We start from the raw sequence: 17,090 nt of genomic DNA on the forward strand, positions 1-17,090 counted from the left end.
CGTACCTCCCACACGTCGTCACGTTGGCATGTCGGCACATTGGCGCCCCGGGACCGTCCGGGGCGCCAAGTAAGGCAAGGGTAACCTAAGTCGAAGGTGTCGGGGGTTCGTTCACCTCTCCAGCGCCGCCTTCATCATCTTCTGCGCGATCGGCGCGGCCAGGCCGTTGCCGCTGACCTCGGAGCGCGCCGAGCCGGAGTCCTCGACGATCACCGCGACCGCGACCTCCTTGCCGCTGCTGCCGTCCTTCGCGTACGAGGTGAACCAGGCGTACGGGGTGTTGCTGTTGTCCACGCCGTTCTGCGCGGTGCCCGTCTTCCCGCCGACCTCGGCCCCGGCGATCCTGGCGTTGGTTCCGGTGCCGTCCTCGACCACGGTCACCATCGCGCTGCGGAGCTGCTCGGCGGTCCTCTCCTCCACCACGCGCTTCGTGTCGCCGTCCTCGGTCTCCTCCAGCACCGTGCCGTCCCCGTCGGTCACCGACGCGACCATGTGCGGCGCCGCCAGCTCACCGCCGTTGGCCAGTGCCGAGGTGACCATCGCCATCTGGAGCGGGGTCGCGGTGACCTCGAACTGGCCGATCCCCGTCAGGGCCGTCTGCGCCTTGTCCATGTCCGTCGGATACACGCTCTTCGCCGCCCGGACCGGGACGTCCAGCTTCTCGGTGTCGAACCCGAACGCGTCCGCCATCTCCTTGACCTTGTCCTGGCCGAGGTCGGCCGCCGCCTTCGCGAAGACGTTGTTGCAGGAGTACTGGAGCGCGGTGCGCAGGGTCGCGTTCTCGCAGGGGGCGGACGCGTTCTCGTTGCGCAGGACCGTGCTGGTGCCGGGCAGGGTGTACGGGTCGGGGCTGTCGGTGCGCTCGTCGACCGAGCCGTAGAGCCCGTTCTCCAGGGCGGCCGCCGCGACCACCAGCTTGAACGTGGACCCCGGCGCCAGCGGCTGCCGCAGCGCCCGGTTGACCAGCGGCTTGTCCGGATCGTCCAGCAGTTTCCGCCAGGCGTCGCCGTCCGTCGTCCCGCTGATCTTCGAGGGGTCGTACGAGGGGGTCGAGACCATGCCGAGGATCCGGCCGGTCTTCGGGTCGGTCGCCACCGCCGCGCCCTTGTCGTCGCCGAGCGCCTCGTACGCCGCCTTCTGGACGCCCGGGTCGATCGTGGTGAGGACGTTCCCCGGCTTCGCCTGGCCGCCGGTGACCAGGTCCTTCGGGTCCTTCAGCCGGTCGTCCGTGCCGTCCAGGACGTCGCTGTGGATGCCTTCGAGCTGGGTCGCCCCGTACGCCTGCGAGCTGTAACCGGTGACGGCCGCGTACAGCTCGCCCTGCGTGTAGGTCCTCTTGTACCGGAGGTCGCCACCACTGGTCCCCTTCGATCCGGTGACCGGTGAACCGGCCACGATGATGTCCCCGAGCCGCTGCGCGTACTGCGCGATGGTGTTCCGCCGGTTGTGCTCGTCGTCTGCGAGCGCCCTGGCCTCGTAGCCCTGCACCCAGGTCGCCCGCACCAGCAGGGCGAGCACCATGAGCAGGCAGAAGACCGAAGCGCGCCTGATTGTCTTGTTCATCCCGGTGGAGGGACGAGCGGGGCGGTTCCGGACGTTCCCTTCCGTGCCCCTTCTCACCGTTTTCTCACCCGGCCCCCGCCCCGTTGCGACCCGCTCAGCCCGGGGTGATGAAACCGGACTCGTACGCCGCGATCACCGCCTGGGTGCGGTCCCGGGCGCCGGTCTTCGCGAGGACCGCCGCCACATGCGTCTTCGCCGTCGCCGGGCCCACCGACAGCCGGCCCGCGATCTCCGCGTTGGTCAGCCCCGCCGCCATCAGCCGCAGCACGTCCGCCTCCCGGTCGGTCAGCCGCGCCACCCACGCCGGGACCCCGGCCGGCCTGCGCGCGGCGTGCTCGGCGGCCAGCGTGCGCACCGCCGCCGGGTAGAGGAGCGAGTCGCCGCACGCCACCAGACGCACCGCCTGCACCAGCTCCTCCGCCGCCGCCCGCTTCAGCAGGAACCCGGCCGCCCCGGCGTGCAGGGCGTCGTAGACGTACGCGTCGTTCTCGAAGGTCGTCACGACGACGATCCTCGGCGGGTCCTCCAGGGTGGAGAGGATCTGCTCCGTGGCCCGGATGCCGTCGATCTCCGGCATCCGTACGTCCATCAGCACCACGTCGGGCCGCAGCTCCCGCACCACGGAGACGGCCTCCGCGCCGGTGGTCGCCTCCCCCACGACCTCGATGCCCTCCTCGGCGTCCAGGATCACCCGCAGTGCCGTGCGCACCATCCGCTCGTCGTCCGCGAGCACCACCCGCACCGGAGCCCCGCTCATCGCCGCCCCTCCGCCCGGTCGGCCGTCCCCGTCGCTTCCGCCGTCGTCAGCGGCAGCCGGGCGGTGAGCCGCCAGACCCCGTCGTACGGTCCCGCCTCGGCCCGGCCGCCCAGCAGGACGGCCCGCTCCGCGACGCCGCGCAGCCCGCGACCGCCCCCGGGGCGTGCCACGGCCGGCTGCTCGCCCAGCGGATTCTCCATCACGATCATCAACTCCCTCTCCCGTTCCCGTACCGCGATCAGCAGCCGCACCGGGGAGGCCGCGTCGCCCCCGCCGTGCCGCAGGGCGTTGCTCAGCCCTTCTTGGACGATCCGGTACGCCTCCCGCGCGACCACCGGGTCCACCACGCCCGGGTCCTCCGGATCACCCTCCCGCTCGTACGCCACCGGCACCCCGCAGTGCGCCAGCAGCCCGCCGAGCGCGTCCAGACCCGGCCCGTACGCCGTGCCCTCCTCGTCCGGCTCCCCGTCCTGCCGCAGCAGCCCCAGCACCGAGTCCAGCTCGCCGACCGTGCGCCGCGTCGTCTCCTCGATGGCGGTCAGCGCCTCGCGGACGAACTCCGGGTCCCGGTCCAGGACCCGGCGCGCCGCCCCCGCCTGAAGGGTCACCGCACTCAGCGCGTGCCCCACCGAGTCGTGCAGCTCCCGGGCGAGCCGGTTGCGCACCGCCAGATCCGCCGCGCGGCGCTCGGCGGCGGCCAGCCGGTCCTCGGGGGTCGGCCCCAGCAGCACCGGCGCCCGCCGGGCCAGCACCTCCCCGGCCACGGCGGCGGCCAGCGCCAGCGCCAGCAGCATCGCGAGCCCCGCGAACGGCGCGAGGGCCAGGGCCCACGGCTCCCGCAGCGCCTCCGGCCCGTCCAGCAGCCAGGTCTCGCGCAGCCCGGCGAAGAACGGCAGGGCGATCACCGCCACCGCGAACGGCGGCAGCGCCAGCGTGGCCCCGCTGATGATCCCGCCGAGTGCCAGATGCAGGGTGTACCAGCCGGCAGTACGCACCCGGGCCTGCCGGGTCCGGGCGGGCCCGTCGGCCAGCACGGCGGGCGGGACCCCGCACAGGGCACGGGCGGCGGCCACCGACAGCGGCCGGACGAGGGCGAAGAAGCCGGTGACCGCGGCCATCGGCAGGGCGAGGCCGAAGGCGACGAACTGCGCGGGCAGCGAGGAGAAGAGCTGCCCGCCGCCGCCCGCCATGCCGACCAGGACCGTGCCGACGAGGAAGTACGGCATCAGCAGCGCGCCACCGATGATCAGGTGCAGCCAGCGCAGCCGGGCCCGCCTGCCGAACAGTCCGGCGAGGAACCTCATGACCTTCGGCTCTCGTGGGTTGCGTCGCGCGCGGGTGCGGAACGCGCCGCCGCGCGCTCCGCGAAGAAGTACGCACCCAGCGTCACGACGAGCGCCCCGGCCAGCATCTGGACAGCGTAGGTCACCATGGTCGCCGCCGTCGGCCGGTCCGCCGCCTCGCCCGCGCCCATCAGCCCGGCGAGGCTCATCCACCCGCCCCAGCAGGCCATCTGCGCCGAACCGCACCACGCCAGGACGAGCGGCAGCCGCAGGGAGAGGCCGTCCGTGCGCCGGAAGGCCAGCAGCAGCACCCCGACGGCGGTGACCACGACGAAGAGCAGGCTGACCGCTTCGAGGACGTAGAAGTCGCTGGTGCGGTCCGCCGCCCGGGCCGGCTCCAGCCCGGCGGTCGAGCCGGTCGCCCACAACAGGTGGGTGACGCCCGGGACCAGGGCGGCCGACGCGGCGGCGACAGCGGTCGCGCGCAGGGCGGGCGCGGTGGGGCTCTCCGGCAGATCCCGCAGCCGCCCCCGCCACAGATCGCCCCAGCGCTCCCTGGCGTACAGCGCGAAGAGGGAGCCGAGGGCGAGGCCCTGGACGATGAAGCCGCCGTAGACGACACCGAAGACCCACGGGTCGAGGAACGGCTCGGAACTCCCCTCGCCGACCGGCCGCCCGCCGCCACCGCCGAGGATCCGTACGACCAGCTGGACCGGGAAGGCCGTCATGATCGGCAGCAGCAGACCGCTCGCCACCCACATCGGCAGCACCAGCAGCCAGGCCGGCACCCGCAGACCCCAGGGCCGGGTGAGCAGCAGCGCGAGGGCGACGACGGCACCGTCCATCAGCACGGTGGCCCCGTTGGCGACGGCCAGCGCGGTGCCGCCGTCCAGCAGGGGGCTGCCGTCGGGGATCCCGATCCGACTGCCCGCCATCCAGGCCGTCTTGAGGCCGACGTACGGCAGGCAGGACGCGATGGCGGCCACCCGCAGGACGGACCGCGCGCGGCCGATGCGGTACGGGGGGTCCTCGGGCGGTGTGCCGGTGCCGGTGCGTTCCTCGGGCGGTGCGCCGGTGCCGGTGTGCAGGTTCGCTGTCATGCCACCAGGCTTCCGCCCGGGCCGTCCCCGCACGTCCTGCCCGCCGACGATGCGCCTCCGCCGCGCGGGGGAGGCCCGCTGCGGGGAGGGCTACGCGGGGAGGCCCTACGCGCGGAGCGTCACCAGCACCTCGTCGATCTCCTCGCCCCGGGCCTGGGCGAACCCCCGGTCGGTGCCGGTCACCACGAAGCCGCACTTCTCCAGCACCCGGCGCGAGCCGAGGTTGTCGGCCGCCGCCCGGGCGTGCAGCGGACGTGTGGGCGTCTCGTCGAGGAACGCCCGCAGCGCGGCCGTCGCCAGCCCGCGGCCCCAGTGCGCCCGGTCGATCCAGTACGTCACCTGGCGGTCGCCCACCTCCCCGTACGCCCCGACATGGCCCACCACGACGCCGTCGGCCACCGCCGTGCGCATCACCACCCCGCCGGACCCGGACCGGATCCGCGCCCAGTGGGCGTCGAACGCGGCGCGGTCGGTGGGGTCCTTCGGGGTGAACGCGGCGACCCGGGTCGCGTCCGGATCGCTCATCCAGGCGAAGAACAGCGGCAGGTCGGCGTCCTCCACCGCGCGCAGCGACACCTCGGCCATCAGAGCCGCCGCGTCGCGAGGGAGAGCCGGTCCCGGGCGTCGAACAGGGCGTCCTTCACCGTCTGTTCGTGGCCGGGTGTGAGCCGGGCGACCGGCACCGAGCAGCTGATCGCGTCCCGGGCGGGCGTCCGGTAGGGGATCGCGACCCCGAAGCAGCGCAGACCGAGGGTGTTCTCCTCGCGGTCCACGGCATAGCCCTGCTCGCGGACCAGCCGCAGCTCCTCGATGAGCTTCTCGCGGTCCGTGATGGTGTGTTCGGTCAGCGCGGGCAGCGTCTCGGGCAGCATCTTGCGGACCTGCTCGTCGCTGTGGGTGGCCAGCAGGGCCTTGCCCAGCGACGTGGAGTGCGCGGGCAGCCGGCGGCCGACCCGGGTGAAGGGGCGCAGATAGTGCTGGGACTGCCGGGTCGCGAGGTAGACCACGTTCGTCCCGTCGAGACGGGCCAGGTGGATGGTCTCCGTGGTGTCGTCGGAGAGCCGGTCCAGGGTCGGCCGGGCGGCGGCCACGACCTCGTCGCCGTCGATGTACGAGGTGCCGACCAGCAGGGCGCGGACACCGATCCCGTACCGGGTCCCCGTCGCGTCCGTCTCGACCCAGCCCAGCTCCACCAGGGTGCGCAGCAGCATGTAGAGGCTGGACTTGGGGTAGCCGACCGCCTCCTGGACGGCGGCCAGCGAGTGCATGCCGGGCCGCCCCGCGAAGTATTCGAGGAGTTCCACGGTCCGTACCGCGGACTTGACCTGTGCCCCACCGGACTCGGCGACCGACATCGCCCACGCCCCCTTCTCCAGCCTCTTCGCTTCCCGGCCGAACGCCGTCCGAAAAGCTCGCCACCACGATTGCCAACACGGAACGCCCGGAAATAGAGTCCCAGGACATTCACGATCAGGAACTCTGTTCAGAATACCGAACACTTGCTGATCTGCGGCTGAAGACGGCCGGACGACGGCCGCAGGCGGGAGGGAATCACGGTGAGCGCAGTACCAGTCTGGAGCGTCGACCCCCGTACGGGGAACCCGCGCGAGCAGGTTGCCGCGGAGGCCACCGCCGAGGAGGTCGACCGGGCGGTCCGGTCGGCCCACGCCGCGCGGGACGCCCTCGCCGACCGGGTGGCGCGCGCCGCGTTCCTGCGGGCGGCGGCGGAGCTGCTGGAGGAGTCCGGCGAGCACATCATCGAGGCCGCCGACGCGGAGACCGCCCTCGGACCGGCCCGGCTCACCGGCGAACTCGCCCGTACCGCCGCCCAGTTCAGGGCCTTCGCGGAGGTCGTCGACGAAGGCGCCTACCTCGACGTCCACATCGACCACCCGGACGCCTCCCGGACCCCGCCCTGGCCCGACCTGCGCCGCTACAAGATCCCGCTCGGGGCCGTCGCCGTCTACGCGGCCAGCAACTTCCCGCTCGCCTTCTCCGTCCCCGGCGGCGACACGGCCAGCGCGCTGGCGGCCGGCTGCCCCGTCGTCGTCAAGGCGCACCCCGACCACCCGGCCACCTCCGAACTCTGCGCCTCGGTCCTCCGCCGCGCCGCGGCCCGCACCGGGCTGCCCGAGGACGTCCTCACCGTGGTGCACGGCTTCGACGCGGGCGTCGAGCTGATCCGCCACCCGCTGGTGAGCGCCGCGGGCTTCACCGGCTCCGTACGCGGCGGACGCGCCCTCTTCGACGCGGCGGCCGCCCGCCCCGCCCCCATCCCCTTCCACGGCGAACTCGGCTCCCTCAACCCGGTCGTCGTCACCCCGGCCGCCGCCGCCGAGCGCGCCGGGGAGATCGGCGCGGGCCTCGGCGGCTCGATGACGCTCGGCGTCGGCCAGTTCTGCACCAAGCCCGGCTTCGTCCTCGCCCCCGAGGGCGCGGCGGGCGACCAGCTCCTCAAGACCCTCACCGAGACGGTCAGCTCGACCGGCTCCGGCGTCCTGCTGGACCACCGCATGCGGGACGCCTTCGTCGCGGGCGTACGGGAGCGGGCCGCGCTGCCCGGTGTCGACGCCCCGGTCACCCCCGGCGCCGCCGGCGAGCACACCGTCTCCGCCGGATTCCTCACCGTGCCCGCCGCCCGGCTCACCGCCGAGGGCCCGCACGACGCGCTGCTGGAGGAGTGCTTCGGCCCGGTCACCGTGATCGCCCGGTACACCTCCGTCGACGAGATCGCCGCCGTCCTCGCCCGGCTGCCGGGGAACCTCACCGCCACCCTCCAGACCGCCACCGACGAGACCCGGGACCCCGACGCGGGCCCGCTGCTCGCCGCCCTCACCCCGCTCGCCGGGCGCATCCTCGTCAACGGCTGGCCGACCGGCGTCGCCGTCGCCCCGGCGCAGCACCACGGCGGCCCCTACCCGGCGACCACGTCCGCCTCCACCTCGGTCGGCGCGACGGCGATCGAACGCTGGCTGCGCCCGGTCACGTACCAGTCCACCCCCGATACGCTCCTCCCGGCCGAGCTCCGCGAGGACAACCCGCTGGGCCTGCCCCGCCGGGTGGACGGACGCCGCGCATGAGCCTGCACCTGGACCGCCTCCCCTTCGCCCTGGACCCGGCGGGCCCCGACGGGCGCTGGACCCACGCGGACGGCGTCCTGACCGGCCGGGCCGGCCCCGGCCAGGACCTCTTCGTGCCCCCGTCCGGCGACTCGCTCGACCCGGCCTCGGACGCCCCACGCCTCCTCGGCGCGGTGGGCGACGGGGACTTCCGGCTGGTGGCACGGGTCCGGCCGGGCCTGGCGGCGGCCGGTGACGCGGGCGCGCTGTACCTCCGGGTCGCGGAGCGGGAGTGGGCCAAGCTCTGCCTGGAACGCTCCGCCGACCTCCCGACCGTCTGCACCGTCGTCACCCGGGGCCACTCCGACGACGCCAACGCCTTCGTGGTGGAGGAGGGCGTCTGCTGGCTCCGCCTGAGCCGGACCGGCAGCGCCTACGCCTTCCACGCCTCCGCCGACGGCGACAGCTGGACCTTCGTCCGCGTCTTCACCCTCGGTACGCCCGAGGAGCGGGCGGCCGCCCGCGTCGGCTTCCTCGTCCAGTCGCCCACGGGTCAGGGCTGCGGCGCGGTCTTCGACCGGATCGCGTTCCTGCCCGGGGGAGTGGCGAACCTGCGCGACGGTCGGTGAGCCGCGAGGGGCGCCGGGTGCGCGCGGAGAGCGTCAGGACGCCGTCGCGGCCCGGTCGGACTCGCTGCGCAGCACGCAGAACTCGTTGCCCTCGGGGTCGGCGAGCACCGCCCAGCCGGAGCCGTCCGGCTCGCGGAGATCGGCGACGAGGGTGGCGCCGAGGGCCAGCAGTCGCTCCACCTCCTCCTCGCGCGAGGTCTCGGGGCGCAGGCACAGATGGAGCCGGTTCTTCGCCTTCTTCGGCTCGGGGACCTGATGGAAGTAGAGCATCGGGCCCTCCGCCATCATCACCTGTGTCTCCGCCATGCCCGGTTCGTCCTCCGGGTGCAGCGGACGGCCGGTCACCTCGCTCCAGAACCGCGCCAGCTCATACGCGTTCACACAGTCGATCGCCACGTTCTGCACCACTGAGACCATGCCCGCGAGCTTTCCCGATTTCCGCCCCGGACGCCAGCGGGTCGCGGGGCGGGAATCACCAGGTCAGCTTTGGTGTTCGCACGAAGACGTGACGTACGGAGGGCCTCTCCGCACGCCCCCTCGTGAGCCTGGGAGAGAAGAAGAGTCATGCGCGTCGAGATCTGGAGCGACATCGCCTGCCCGTGGTGCTACATCGGCAAGGCCCGCTTCGAGAAGGGCCTCGCGGAGTTCGCCCACCGGGACGGGGTCGAGGTGGTGCACCGGTCCTTCGAGCTCGACCCCTCCCGGGCCAAGGGCGACACCGCGCTCGTGATCGACATGCTGGCCGAGAAGTACGGCCGCAGCCGCGAGGAAGCCGCCGCGATGGAGGCCAACGTCGCCGCCAACGCGCAGTCCGAGGGGCTCGGCTACCGCACCGAGGGCCGTGACCACGGCAACACCTTCGACATCCACCGGTTGCTGCACCTGGCCAAGGCTCGGGGCCGCCAGGACGAGCTGCTGACCCTCGCCTACCGGGCGAACTTCGCCGAGGAGCGTTCCGTCTTCGACGACGAGGTGCTGGTCGCCCTCGCCGAGGAGGCCGGACTCGACGCCGACGAGGCCCGCGCGGTGCTCGCCGACCCCGAGGCGTACGCGGACGACGTCCGCACCGACGAGCGCGAGGCGGCCGAACTGGGCGCCAACGCCGTGCCGTTCTACGTCCTCGACCGGCGGTACGGCATCTCCGGCGGCCAGCCCTCCGAGGTCTTCGTCCAGGCGCTGGAGCAGGCCTGGAAGGACCGCCCCGCCACCGCCCTCACCACGGTCGGCGGGGACGCGGCGGCCTGCGACGCGGACGGGGCCTGCGAGCTTCCATAAGCATTTCTTTGGAGTTCCCCTTAACTCTCTGCAATTGACTTTGGGTTGAGGGGGCTCCAGGGTGGACGCATGACGATCCTCGCGCCCATCCAAGCCGCAGCCGTCGAATTCGCGCCCGAGGTCACCTACCTCAACACCTCCAGCTGGGGCCTGCTGCCCCGCCGGACGATCGCCGCCGTCAAGGCCCTGGCCGACGAGAACGCCGCGGGCCGCCGGGTGGGGGCCGGCAGCTTCGAGGCCGTGGAGGCCGCCCGGGTCGGCTTCGCCCGGCTCGTCGGGGTCCACCCGGACCGGGTCGCCACCGGCAGCTCCGTCACCGTCCATGTCGGCCTCGTCGCCGCCTCGCTGCCGCCCGGCGCCGAAGTCCTCTGCCCCGAGGGCGAGTTCTCCTCCGTGGTGAGCCCGTTCGCGCTCCGCGGCGATCTGCGCATGCGGTACGCGCCGCTCGCGGACCTCGCCGGAGCCGTCCGGGAGTCGACCGCGCTGGTCGCCTTCTCCGCCGTGCAGTCGGCCGACGGCCGGGTCGCCGACCTCGACGCCGTCCGCGCGGCCGCCGCGGCGCACGGGGCCCGCACCCTGCTGGACGCCACCCAGGCGGCGGGCTGGTTCCCGGTGGACGCCGGGGCGTACGACTACACCGTCACCGGCGGCTTCAAGTTCCTGCTCTGCCCGCGCGGTACGTCGTTCCTGACGGTCACCGAGGGGGCGCAGGACACCCTCCCGGCCCTCTTCGCGGGCTGGGTCTCCGCCGGCGCCCCCTGGGCGAGCAACTACGGCCCGCTGGAGCGCCTCGCCCCCACCGCCCGGGGCTTCGACGAGCCGCCCGCCTTCCTCTCGTACCACGGGGCCGAGCACTCCCTCGCCCTGCTCGCGGAGGTCGGCGCCGACGCCCTGTACGCGCACGCCACCGGGCTCGCGGCCCGGCTGCGGGAGGGCCTCGCGAAGCTCGGGCACAAGGCCGTCCCCGGGGAGTCGGCGATCGTCGCCGTACCGGGGCTCGACGGGCGGCAGCCCGAGCTGGTGGAGGCCGGGATCGCCGTCTCCGCCCCCGCCGGGAATCTGCGGATCTCCTGCCACCTCTACAACACCGAGGCCGATGTGGACCGGCTGCTGGACTTCCTGGCCTGAGCGTACGGGCGCGGATCAGGCTGAACGGGCAGGGCCCAGGCTGTACGAGTCCGGCTCAGGCGGACGCGGCCCCGCGCCGGTCGGGGCAGTCCTCGGTCTCCCGGCAGAGGTTCTCCTCGACCTTCGCCAGGAGCCGCACCAGCTCCGTGCGCTCGGCCGGGTCCAGACCCGCGAGCGTGTGCTCCTCCAGGCTGCCCCAGGCGGCCTCCACCGCGGTGTGCAGCGCGCAGCTCTGGTCCGTCGCCTCGACCAGCACGGCCCGCCGGTCGGCCGGGTCGGGGCGGCGGCGCACATGCCCGGTCTGCTCCAGCCGCTGGAGCATCTTCGTGACCGTGGACGGGTCCAGCTCCAGGGCCCTGATCAGCTCCGTCTGCCGGACCGCCCCCCGGTCCCACAGGTGCATCATCAGCAACTCCTGCCCCGGGTAGAGGTCCACCCCCTTGAGCGCCTTGCCCGCCGCGATCCGGTGCAGCCGCGCCACCCGGGAGACGGCGTGGCTGACGGGCCCGCCGAGCGCCGCCGTGGGCAGCGCGTTCGTACAGGCGTCTTCCGCGGGGGTGGCGCGGGTCATGGCGGGCTCCTGGGGTCCTCGGGGCGGTGAGCGGCGGCTTCGGCGGTGGCCTCGGGTGGCGGCTTCCGATGATGCCCGACGGTTTCGGACAACTTTACCTTGGTCGGCCAATGAATGGGTTACAGTTGCTCCCGGCGGCGATCGTTGGCCGACCACATACTTTCTGTTGGCCGACCACATACTTATCTGGGAGCCCTCATGACCACCGTTTTCGACCCGATCGATCTGTCCGGCACGCCCCTGGCCAACCGCATCGCGCTGGCCCCGATGACCCGCAGCCGGGCCGGGGAGGGCGGCACCGCCACCGAGCTGACCGCCACGTACTACGCCCAGCGCGCCTCGGCGGGACTCGTCATCACCGAGGGCATCCAGCCGTCCGTCGTGGGTCAGGGCTACCCCTCCACGCCCGGCCTGCACAGCGCCGAGCAGGTCGCCTCCTGGCGTACGGTCACCGACGCGGTGCATGCTCAGGGCGGCAGGATCTTCGCCCAGATCATGCACGCCGGCCGCATCGGCCACCCGGTCCTCCTGCCGGACGGGCTCGTCCCCGTCAGCGCCTCCCCGGTCAAGGCCGAGGGACAGGTCTACACCCACGTCGGACCGAAGGACTTCGTCGAGCCGCACGAGCTGACCGACGCCGAGGTCCGCGCGACCGTCGCCGACTTCGTCACCGCCTCCCGCAACGCCGTGGAGGCCGGGTTCGACGGGGTCGAGCTGCACGGCGCCAACGGCTACCTCATCCACCAGTTCCTCGCCCCCAACACCAACCTGCGCACTGACGCGTGGGGCGGCTCAGACGAGGCCCGCACCCGCTTCGCCGTCGAGGTCGTCAAGGCCGTCGCCGCCGAGATCGGCCCCGAGCGCACCGGACTGCGCATCTCGCCCGGCAACCCGTACAACGACATCGACGAGCCCGCGCCGGAGGCCACGTACACCGCGCTGGTCCGCGCGATCGAGCCGCTCGGCCTCGCCTATCTGCACATCCTGGAGGCCGCCCCGATCCGCGAGCTGACTCTCGCGCTGCGCAAGGCCTTCTCCGGCACCCTCGTCATCAACGTGCACTCCGAGGGCCCCACCGGTCCCGGCGACCACACGGTGATCGACGACGGCATCGCCGACCTGATCTCCTACGGGGCGCTCTTCCTCGCCAACCCGGACCTGCCCGCCCGGCTGAAGGCGGGCGGCCCGTTCAACACCCCCGACCCGTCGACCTTCTTCGGCGGCGACGCCAAGGGCTACACCGACTACCCGGCGCTCGACGCCGTCTGATCCTCCAGGGGCCGCCCGTCCCACCGCCACGCGGTGCGGCGCGGGTGGCCCGGCAGTTCGGCGCGGCCGGTGGCCCACAGCAGGACGGCCCACCGGTCGCCGCCCGCCGGCGCGTCCGGGAAGAGCCGGGCCAGCACCCGGTCGCAGAGTGCGCCGGGCGGCGCCCACTCAAGGTCCAGACCCTCCGCCAGGTCATGGGTGTGCACCAGGGTCTCCACCACACCCATCGCGGCGAAGCCCTCCGGGTCGGAGATCCCGTACCCGTGGTACGAGCGCACCCCTGGCCGCGTCGTCCGTACCATCGAGGCCAGCAGCGCCCCGCTCGCCTCCACCGTCGCCAGCAGCCCGGCGGGCCCGGCCGCCCGGTCGGCGAAGACCGCGTTGTGCGGACCGCCCTCCCGGTCCGGCGCCCACCGGAAGGGCACGTCGCGGTCCAGCGGAGGCGTCCGGGGTCCCAGCTGCACCGCGTAGGCGAACAGATCGTCGCCCAGGTGCTCCGCCGTCTCCCAGCAGGTCCACTCCAGCGAGCCCGCCCGGGCCTCCCAGCGGTCCGCCGGGGCCTTCGCCAGTACGTCCACCGCGAGGCGCACGGCGGTCGTCACATCGTCGGCGGTCACCGGCAGCCGGGTCCCGGTCAGCGCAGCCCGCTCGGCCGCGCTGCACTCCACACAGAACTCGTTGCCCTCGGGGTCGGCGAGCGTCGCCCAGCCCCGCCCGTTCGGCCTGCGGTGGTCGCCGACGAGGGTCGCGCCGAGCGCGAGCAGCCGCTCGACCTCCTCGTCGCGGGAGCGGTCGTGCGGCTGGATGTCGAGATGGACGCGGTTCTTGGTCTGTTTGGGCTCCTCCACCTGTACGAAGAGGATCGCCGCGCCGGGCGTTTCGACCAGCGCCTCCGGATCACCGGGGAGGTCCTCGTCGGAGATCCGGGCGCCGAGCACCTGGGCCCAGAAGGTGCCGAGTCCGTAGGCGTCGGAACAGTCGATCGTGATGTGGCGTACATGGGAAGTCATGGCGGACACCCTCTCCGCCGACGCGGGCCCCGGTCCAGCGAGTTACGCGCGAAGGGCCGGGACGGCGTACCGTCCCGGCACCTCCCGTCTGCGCGTCGCGCTACTTCACCGGGGTGAAGTCCCGCGCCCCGATGAACTCCGGGCGGCGGATCGGAGCCGCGAAGGGCTCCTGTGCCGCGTTCTCCACGCTGTTGAAGACGATGAAGACGTTGCTGCGCGCGTACGGGGTGATGTTGTCGCCCGAACCGTGCATGGCGTTGCAGTCGAACCAGGTCGCCGAACCGGCCTTGCCCGTGAAGAGCTTGATGCCGTGGCGGTCGGCCATCTTCGTCAGCGCCTCGTCGGACGGGGTGCCGGCGTCCTGCATCTGGAGCGACTTCTTGTAGTTGTCCTTCGGCGTCTCGCCCGCGCAGCCGAGGAACGACTTGTGCGAACCGGGCATGATCATCAGCCCGCCGTTGGTGTCGAAGTTCTCCGTCAGCGCGATCGACACGGAGACCGTCCGCATGTTCGGCAGACCGTCCTCCGCGTGCCACGTCTCGAAGTCCGAGTGCCAGTAGAAGCCCGAGGCCCCGAAGCCCGGCTTCACGTTGATCCGGGACTGGTGGACGTACACGTCCGAGCCGAGGATCTGGCGGGCCCGGCCCACCACCCGCTCGTCGCGGACCAGCCCGGCGAAGACCTCACTGATCTTGTGGACCTCGAAGACGGACCGTACGTTCTGCGTCTGCTTCTCCACGATGGAGCGCTCGTCGGCGCGGATCAGCGGGTCGGCGACCAGCCGGTCCAGCTCCGCCCGGTAGGCGGCGACCTCGTCCGGCGTGATCAGCTGCTCGATGCTGAGGAAGCCGTCGTGCTCGTAGCTCTGCAGGTCCTTGGCGGCGATCGGACCCGGTGCGCCCGGCGCGGACCAGATGACCGGGTCCTGGCGGGGAGTGGTCATCTCGGCGGCGCCGCGCGAGGGGTACAGATCGGCGCGTACTTCGGTGGTCATGGTTCAGCCCTCCTCGGTCAGCAGTGGGTAGACACCGTTCTCGTCATGGTCCTCCCGTCCGGTGACGGGGGGATTGAAGACGCACACGCAGCGGAAGTCCGTCTTGGGCCGCATGGTGTGCCGCTCATGCCCATCCAGCAGGTACATCGTGCCGGGCGTGATCCAGTGCTTCTCGCCGGTCTCGTCGTTGGTGAGCTCGGCCTCGCCCTCGGTGCACAGCACCGCCTCGATGTGGTTCGCGTACCACATGGAGGTCTCCGTGCCCGCGTACAGCACGGTCTCGTGGAGCGAGAAGCCCACCTTCTCCTTGGCGAGCACGATGCGCTTGCTCTCCCAGGTGCCGGACGCGGCCTTCACATGCCGGTCGGTGTTCTCGATGTCACTGAACGATCGGACGATCACGGTGAGCGGTTGCCTTTCTCTTCTCTGCGCGGGCCCCGGGCGTCACAGCCCGGGGCCTCTCTTCTTCCACCTGCCCCGGCAGTACCGGGTCAGGCCGTCTCGCGGACGGAGCGGGCCAGCGTGCGCAGGCCCTCGTCCAGCTCTTCGGGGGTGATGGTCAGCGGCGGCAGCAGCTTGACGACCTCGCTCTGCGGGCCGGAGGTCTCCAGCAGGAGCCCCAGCTCGAAGGCGCGGGCGCAGACCGCGGAGGCGCGGGCCGGGTCCTCGAACTCCATGCCCCACACCAGGCCCCGGCCGCGGAAGCTCGCGGTCGGCTCCTCGGCGCAGACGGCCAGCAGCGTCTGCTCGATCTGCTCGCCGCGGGCCAGGGTCTGCTTCTCCATCTGGCCGTCCGCCCAGTACGCCTGCAGCGCGGCGGCGGCCGTGACGAAGGCCGGGTTGTTGCCGCGGAAGGTGCCGTTGTGCTCGCCCGGCTCCCAGATGTCCAGCTCCGGCTTGAACAGGCAGAGCGACATCGGCAGCCCGTAGCCGCTGATGGACTTCGACAGCGTGACGATGTCCGGGACGATGCCGGCCTCCTCGAAGGAGAAGAAGCCGCCGGTCCGGCCGCAGCCCATCTGGATGTCGTCGACGATCAGCAGCATGTCCTGGCGCTCGCACAGCTCCTTGAGCGCGCGCAGCCACTCGGCGCGGGCGACGTTGATGCCGCCCTCGCCCTGGACGGTCTCCACGATCACGGCGGCGGGCTTGTTCAGCCCGGAGCCCTGGTCCTCCAGCAGCCGCTCGAACCACAGGAAGTCGGGGACCGTACCGTCGAAGTAGTTGTCGAACGGCATCGGGGTGCCGTGCACCAGCGGGATGCCGGCCCCGGCGCGCTTGAAGGCGTTGCCGGTGACGGCGAGCGAGCCCAGCGACATGCCGTGGAAGGCGTTGGTGAACGAGACGACGGACTCGCGGCCCTTGACCTTGCGCGCCAGCTTCAGCGCCGACTCGACGGCGTTGGTGCCGGTCGGGCCGGGGAACATCACCTTGTACGGCAGGTCGCGCGGGCGCAGGATCACGTTCTGGAACGTCTCCAGGAACGCGCGCTTGGCGGTGGTCGCCATGTCCAGGCCGTGGGTGATGCCGTCGCGCTCGATGTAGTCGATCAGCGCTCGTTTCAGGACCGGGTTGTTGTGGCCGTAGTTGAGCGAGCCGGCCCCGGCGAAGAAGTCCAGGTAGGAGTGGCCGTCCTCGTCGGTCAGCCGGGCGCCCTGCGCACGGTCGAAGACGGCGGGCCAGCCGCGGCAGTAGCTCCGGACCTCGGACTCCAGGGTCTCGAAGACACTCAGTTCGGGCGGGGTGATGGTCACAGCGGGTCTCCTGCGTGAGGGGGTGTGACGGGCGGTGGTCTCGTGCTCCCCGCCGCACGGATGCGGCCGGGACCGCGCCGGGTGGTCGGCCGGCGCGAAAAGTCGTGGGGGCCGGGCGCACGGGTCGGGTGCGCCGAGCGTGCCCGGGCGGGCTCAGGTGGCGAACGGGCCGATCCGGTAGAGCACCTCGGGCAGGTGGGTCCCTTCGGGGAACAGATCGCCGTCGAAGAGGACCTCCTGCTCCAGCGCCACGTCGTGCCGCTGGGCGTAGGACGTGAACAGCCGGTCGGAGGCGGTGTTGTCCGGGGTGATCGTCGTCTCCACGGACGACAGACCCTGGTCGGCGGCGACCCGGGCGGTCAGCGCGTCCAGCAGCGTGGCGGCCAGCCCCTTGCCGCGGTGGGCCGCGTCGACGGCCACCTGCCAGACGACGAGGGTCTGGGGGCGGTCGGGCCGGATGTAGCCCGTCACGAAGGCGATGGGCTCGCCGCTCTCGCCACGGGCGACGACGGAGGTCGCGGCGAAGTCACGGCACCACAGCAGGTAGCTGTACGAGGAGTTCAGGTCCAGGACCTGGGAGTCGCGGGCAATGCGCCAGATCGCGGCTCCGTCCTCCACTCGCGGCGCATCGATACTGAGGAATTCGCTTCGGGCACGGGCAAGATCTGCTGGTGCGGCGGTCATGAAATTGAATTTAC

At 72.7% G+C, this 17,090-nt stretch carries 18 protein-coding genes; 5 read left to right on the forward strand and 13 right to left on the reverse strand.

Annotation, left to right across the window (positions count from 1 at the left end):
* Nucleotides 1-111: 111 nt before the first annotated feature.
* The 6 genes from IE140_RS09825 to IE140_RS09850 all read right to left on the reverse strand — a co-directional run bounded on the left by IE140_RS09825 (nucleotide 112) and on the right by IE140_RS09850 (nucleotide 6,058).
* Entirely contained in the window at nucleotides 112-1,563 is a 1,452-nt protein-coding gene (locus IE140_RS09825; RefSeq protein WP_150195032.1) for a peptidoglycan D,D-transpeptidase FtsI family protein, read from the reverse strand.
* A 94-nt stretch (nucleotides 1,564-1,657) separates the two neighbouring features.
* Nucleotides 1,658-2,320 (reverse strand): response regulator transcription factor, encoded by a 663-nt coding sequence (locus IE140_RS09830; RefSeq protein WP_150195030.1) that lies wholly within the window; start codon nucleotides 2,318-2,320, stop codon nucleotides 1,658-1,660.
* A complete protein-coding gene (locus tag IE140_RS09835; RefSeq protein ID WP_150195028.1) occupies nucleotides 2,317-3,624 on the reverse strand; it encodes a sensor histidine kinase in 1,308 nt (435 codons plus the stop codon). Before IE140_RS09835 ends, IE140_RS09830 begins: the two co-directional genes overlap by 4 nt.
* Nucleotides 3,621-4,703 (reverse strand): hypothetical protein, encoded by a 1,083-nt coding sequence (locus IE140_RS09840; RefSeq protein WP_229826737.1) that lies wholly within the window; start codon nucleotides 4,701-4,703, stop codon nucleotides 3,621-3,623. Before IE140_RS09840 ends, IE140_RS09835 begins: the two co-directional genes overlap by 4 nt.
* Before the next feature lie 105 nt (nucleotides 4,704-4,808).
* Nucleotides 4,809-5,288, reverse strand: coding sequence for a GNAT family N-acetyltransferase (locus tag IE140_RS09845; RefSeq protein WP_006123635.1), 480 nt, complete (start codon nucleotides 5,286-5,288; stop codon nucleotides 4,809-4,811).
* Complete coding sequence (locus tag IE140_RS09850) at nucleotides 5,288-6,058, reverse strand: IclR family transcriptional regulator (RefSeq protein WP_030813782.1); 771 nt, start codon at nucleotides 6,056-6,058, stop codon at nucleotides 5,288-5,290. Before IE140_RS09850 ends, IE140_RS09845 begins: the two co-directional genes overlap by 1 nt.
* Before the next feature lie 201 nt (nucleotides 6,059-6,259).
* Here IE140_RS09850 and IE140_RS09855 point away from each other — a divergent pair, with 201 nt between their 5' ends.
* Nucleotides 6,260-7,783 carry an aldehyde dehydrogenase (NADP(+)) gene (locus IE140_RS09855; RefSeq protein ID WP_150195026.1) on the forward strand — a complete coding sequence of 508 codons (1,524 nt, stop codon included), beginning with the start codon at nucleotides 6,260-6,262 and terminating at the stop codon, nucleotides 7,781-7,783.
* Nucleotides 7,780-8,391: a DUF1349 domain-containing protein gene (locus IE140_RS09860; RefSeq protein WP_150195024.1), complete on the forward strand. Its 612-nt coding sequence runs from the start codon at nucleotides 7,780-7,782 to the stop codon at nucleotides 8,389-8,391. Before IE140_RS09855 ends, IE140_RS09860 begins: the two co-directional genes overlap by 4 nt.
* A gap of 33 nt (nucleotides 8,392-8,424) precedes the next feature.
* On the opposite strand, the gene IE140_RS09865 is transcribed toward IE140_RS09860, so the two are convergent.
* Complete coding sequence (locus IE140_RS09865) at nucleotides 8,425-8,808, reverse strand: VOC family protein (protein ID WP_150195022.1); 384 nt, start codon at nucleotides 8,806-8,808, stop codon at nucleotides 8,425-8,427.
* A gap of 147 nt (nucleotides 8,809-8,955) precedes the next feature.
* On the opposite strand from IE140_RS09865, the gene IE140_RS09870 reads away from it, so the two are divergent.
* Nucleotides 8,956-9,666 (forward strand): DsbA family oxidoreductase, encoded by a 711-nt coding sequence (locus IE140_RS09870; RefSeq protein WP_150195020.1) that lies wholly within the window; start codon nucleotides 8,956-8,958, stop codon nucleotides 9,664-9,666.
* A gap of 69 nt (nucleotides 9,667-9,735) precedes the next feature.
* The gene (locus IE140_RS09875) at nucleotides 9,736-10,794 is read left to right on the forward strand and encodes an aminotransferase class V-fold PLP-dependent enzyme (RefSeq protein ID WP_093444461.1); all 1,059 of its coding nucleotides are present in this window, start codon (nucleotides 9,736-9,738) and stop codon (nucleotides 10,792-10,794) included.
* Nucleotides 10,795-10,849: 55 nt separating this feature from the next.
* Here IE140_RS09875 and IE140_RS09880 read toward each other — a convergent pair whose 3' ends face one another.
* Nucleotides 10,850-11,365: a MarR family winged helix-turn-helix transcriptional regulator gene (locus tag IE140_RS09880; protein WP_032778396.1), complete on the reverse strand. Its 516-nt coding sequence runs from the start codon at nucleotides 11,363-11,365 to the stop codon at nucleotides 10,850-10,852.
* A gap of 198 nt (nucleotides 11,366-11,563) precedes the next feature.
* Here IE140_RS09880 and IE140_RS09885 point away from each other — a divergent pair, with 198 nt between their 5' ends.
* Nucleotides 11,564-12,634, forward strand: a complete 1,071-nt coding sequence (locus IE140_RS09885; RefSeq protein WP_150195018.1) for an alkene reductase — start codon at nucleotides 11,564-11,566, stop codon at nucleotides 12,632-12,634.
* On the opposite strand, the gene IE140_RS09890 is transcribed toward IE140_RS09885, so the two are convergent.
* From IE140_RS09890 to ectA, 5 genes are all read right to left on the reverse strand, one after another.
* Entirely contained in the window at nucleotides 12,610-13,644 is a 1,035-nt protein-coding gene (locus tag IE140_RS09890) for a VOC family protein (protein WP_150195016.1), read from the reverse strand. The two genes, IE140_RS09885 and IE140_RS09890, sit on opposite strands and share 25 nt — an antisense overlap.
* Before the next feature lie 100 nt (nucleotides 13,645-13,744).
* Nucleotides 13,745-14,638 carry an ectoine hydroxylase gene (thpD, locus tag IE140_RS09895; protein WP_088574003.1) on the reverse strand — a complete coding sequence of 298 codons (894 nt, stop codon included), beginning with the start codon at nucleotides 14,636-14,638 and terminating at the stop codon, nucleotides 13,745-13,747.
* A 3-nt stretch (nucleotides 14,639-14,641) separates the two neighbouring features.
* Entirely contained in the window at nucleotides 14,642-15,040 is a 399-nt protein-coding gene (locus IE140_RS09900) for an ectoine synthase (RefSeq protein ID WP_006123624.1), read from the reverse strand.
* 89 nt (nucleotides 15,041-15,129) lie between these two features.
* A complete protein-coding gene (ectB, locus tag IE140_RS09905) occupies nucleotides 15,130-16,392 on the reverse strand; it encodes a diaminobutyrate--2-oxoglutarate transaminase (protein ID WP_032761400.1) in 1,263 nt (420 codons plus the stop codon).
* Nucleotides 16,393-16,545: 153 nt separating this feature from the next.
* Entirely contained in the window at nucleotides 16,546-17,076 is a 531-nt protein-coding gene (ectA, locus tag IE140_RS09910; RefSeq protein ID WP_078566394.1) for a diaminobutyrate acetyltransferase, read from the reverse strand.
* Nucleotides 17,077-17,090 lie beyond the last annotated feature (14 nt).

Source organism: Streptomyces parvus (genome assembly GCF_014648875.1).
GTDB classification, from domain to species: domain Bacteria; phylum Actinomycetota; class Actinomycetes; order Streptomycetales; family Streptomycetaceae; genus Streptomyces; species Streptomyces parvus.

Excerpts from the sequence above, each read along its gene's own strand:
- IE140_RS09845 (WP_006123635.1), bottom strand. The coding sequence starts at position 5,288 with ATGGCCGAGGTGTCGCTGCGCGCGGTGGAGGACGCCGACCTGCCGCTG.
- IE140_RS09880 (WP_032778396.1), bottom strand. The coding sequence starts at position 11,365 with ATGACCCGCGCCACCCCCGCGGAAGACGCCTGTACGAACGCGCTGCCC.
- IE140_RS09890 (WP_150195016.1), bottom strand. The coding sequence starts at position 13,644 with ATGACTTCCCATGTACGCCACATCACGATCGACTGTTCCGACGCCTAC.
- IE140_RS09835 (WP_150195028.1), bottom strand. The coding sequence starts at position 3,624 with ATGAGGTTCCTCGCCGGACTGTTCGGCAGGCGGGCCCGGCTGCGCTGG.
- IE140_RS09825 (WP_150195032.1), bottom strand. The coding sequence starts at position 1,563 with ATGAACAAGACAATCAGGCGCGCTTCGGTCTTCTGCCTGCTCATGGTG.
- IE140_RS09840 (WP_229826737.1), bottom strand. The coding sequence starts at position 4,703 with ATGACAGCGAACCTGCACACCGGCACCGGCGCACCGCCCGAGGAACGC.
- IE140_RS09865 (WP_150195022.1), bottom strand. The coding sequence starts at position 8,808 with ATGGTCTCAGTGGTGCAGAACGTGGCGATCGACTGTGTGAACGCGTAT.
- ectA (WP_078566394.1), bottom strand. The coding sequence starts at position 17,076 with ATGACCGCCGCACCAGCAGATCTTGCCCGTGCCCGAAGCGAATTCCTC.
- IE140_RS09850 (WP_030813782.1), bottom strand. The coding sequence starts at position 6,058 with ATGTCGGTCGCCGAGTCCGGTGGGGCACAGGTCAAGTCCGCGGTACGG.
- IE140_RS09870 (WP_150195020.1), top strand. The coding sequence starts at position 8,956 with ATGCGCGTCGAGATCTGGAGCGACATCGCCTGCCCGTGGTGCTACATC.
- thpD (WP_088574003.1), bottom strand. The coding sequence starts at position 14,638 with ATGACCACCGAAGTACGCGCCGATCTGTACCCCTCGCGCGGCGCCGCC.
- IE140_RS09830 (WP_150195030.1), bottom strand. The coding sequence starts at position 2,320 with ATGAGCGGGGCTCCGGTGCGGGTGGTGCTCGCGGACGACGAGCGGATG.
- IE140_RS09885 (WP_150195018.1), top strand. The coding sequence starts at position 11,564 with ATGACCACCGTTTTCGACCCGATCGATCTGTCCGGCACGCCCCTGGCC.
- IE140_RS09860 (WP_150195024.1), top strand. The coding sequence starts at position 7,780 with ATGAGCCTGCACCTGGACCGCCTCCCCTTCGCCCTGGACCCGGCGGGC.
- IE140_RS09875 (WP_093444461.1), top strand. The coding sequence starts at position 9,736 with ATGACGATCCTCGCGCCCATCCAAGCCGCAGCCGTCGAATTCGCGCCC.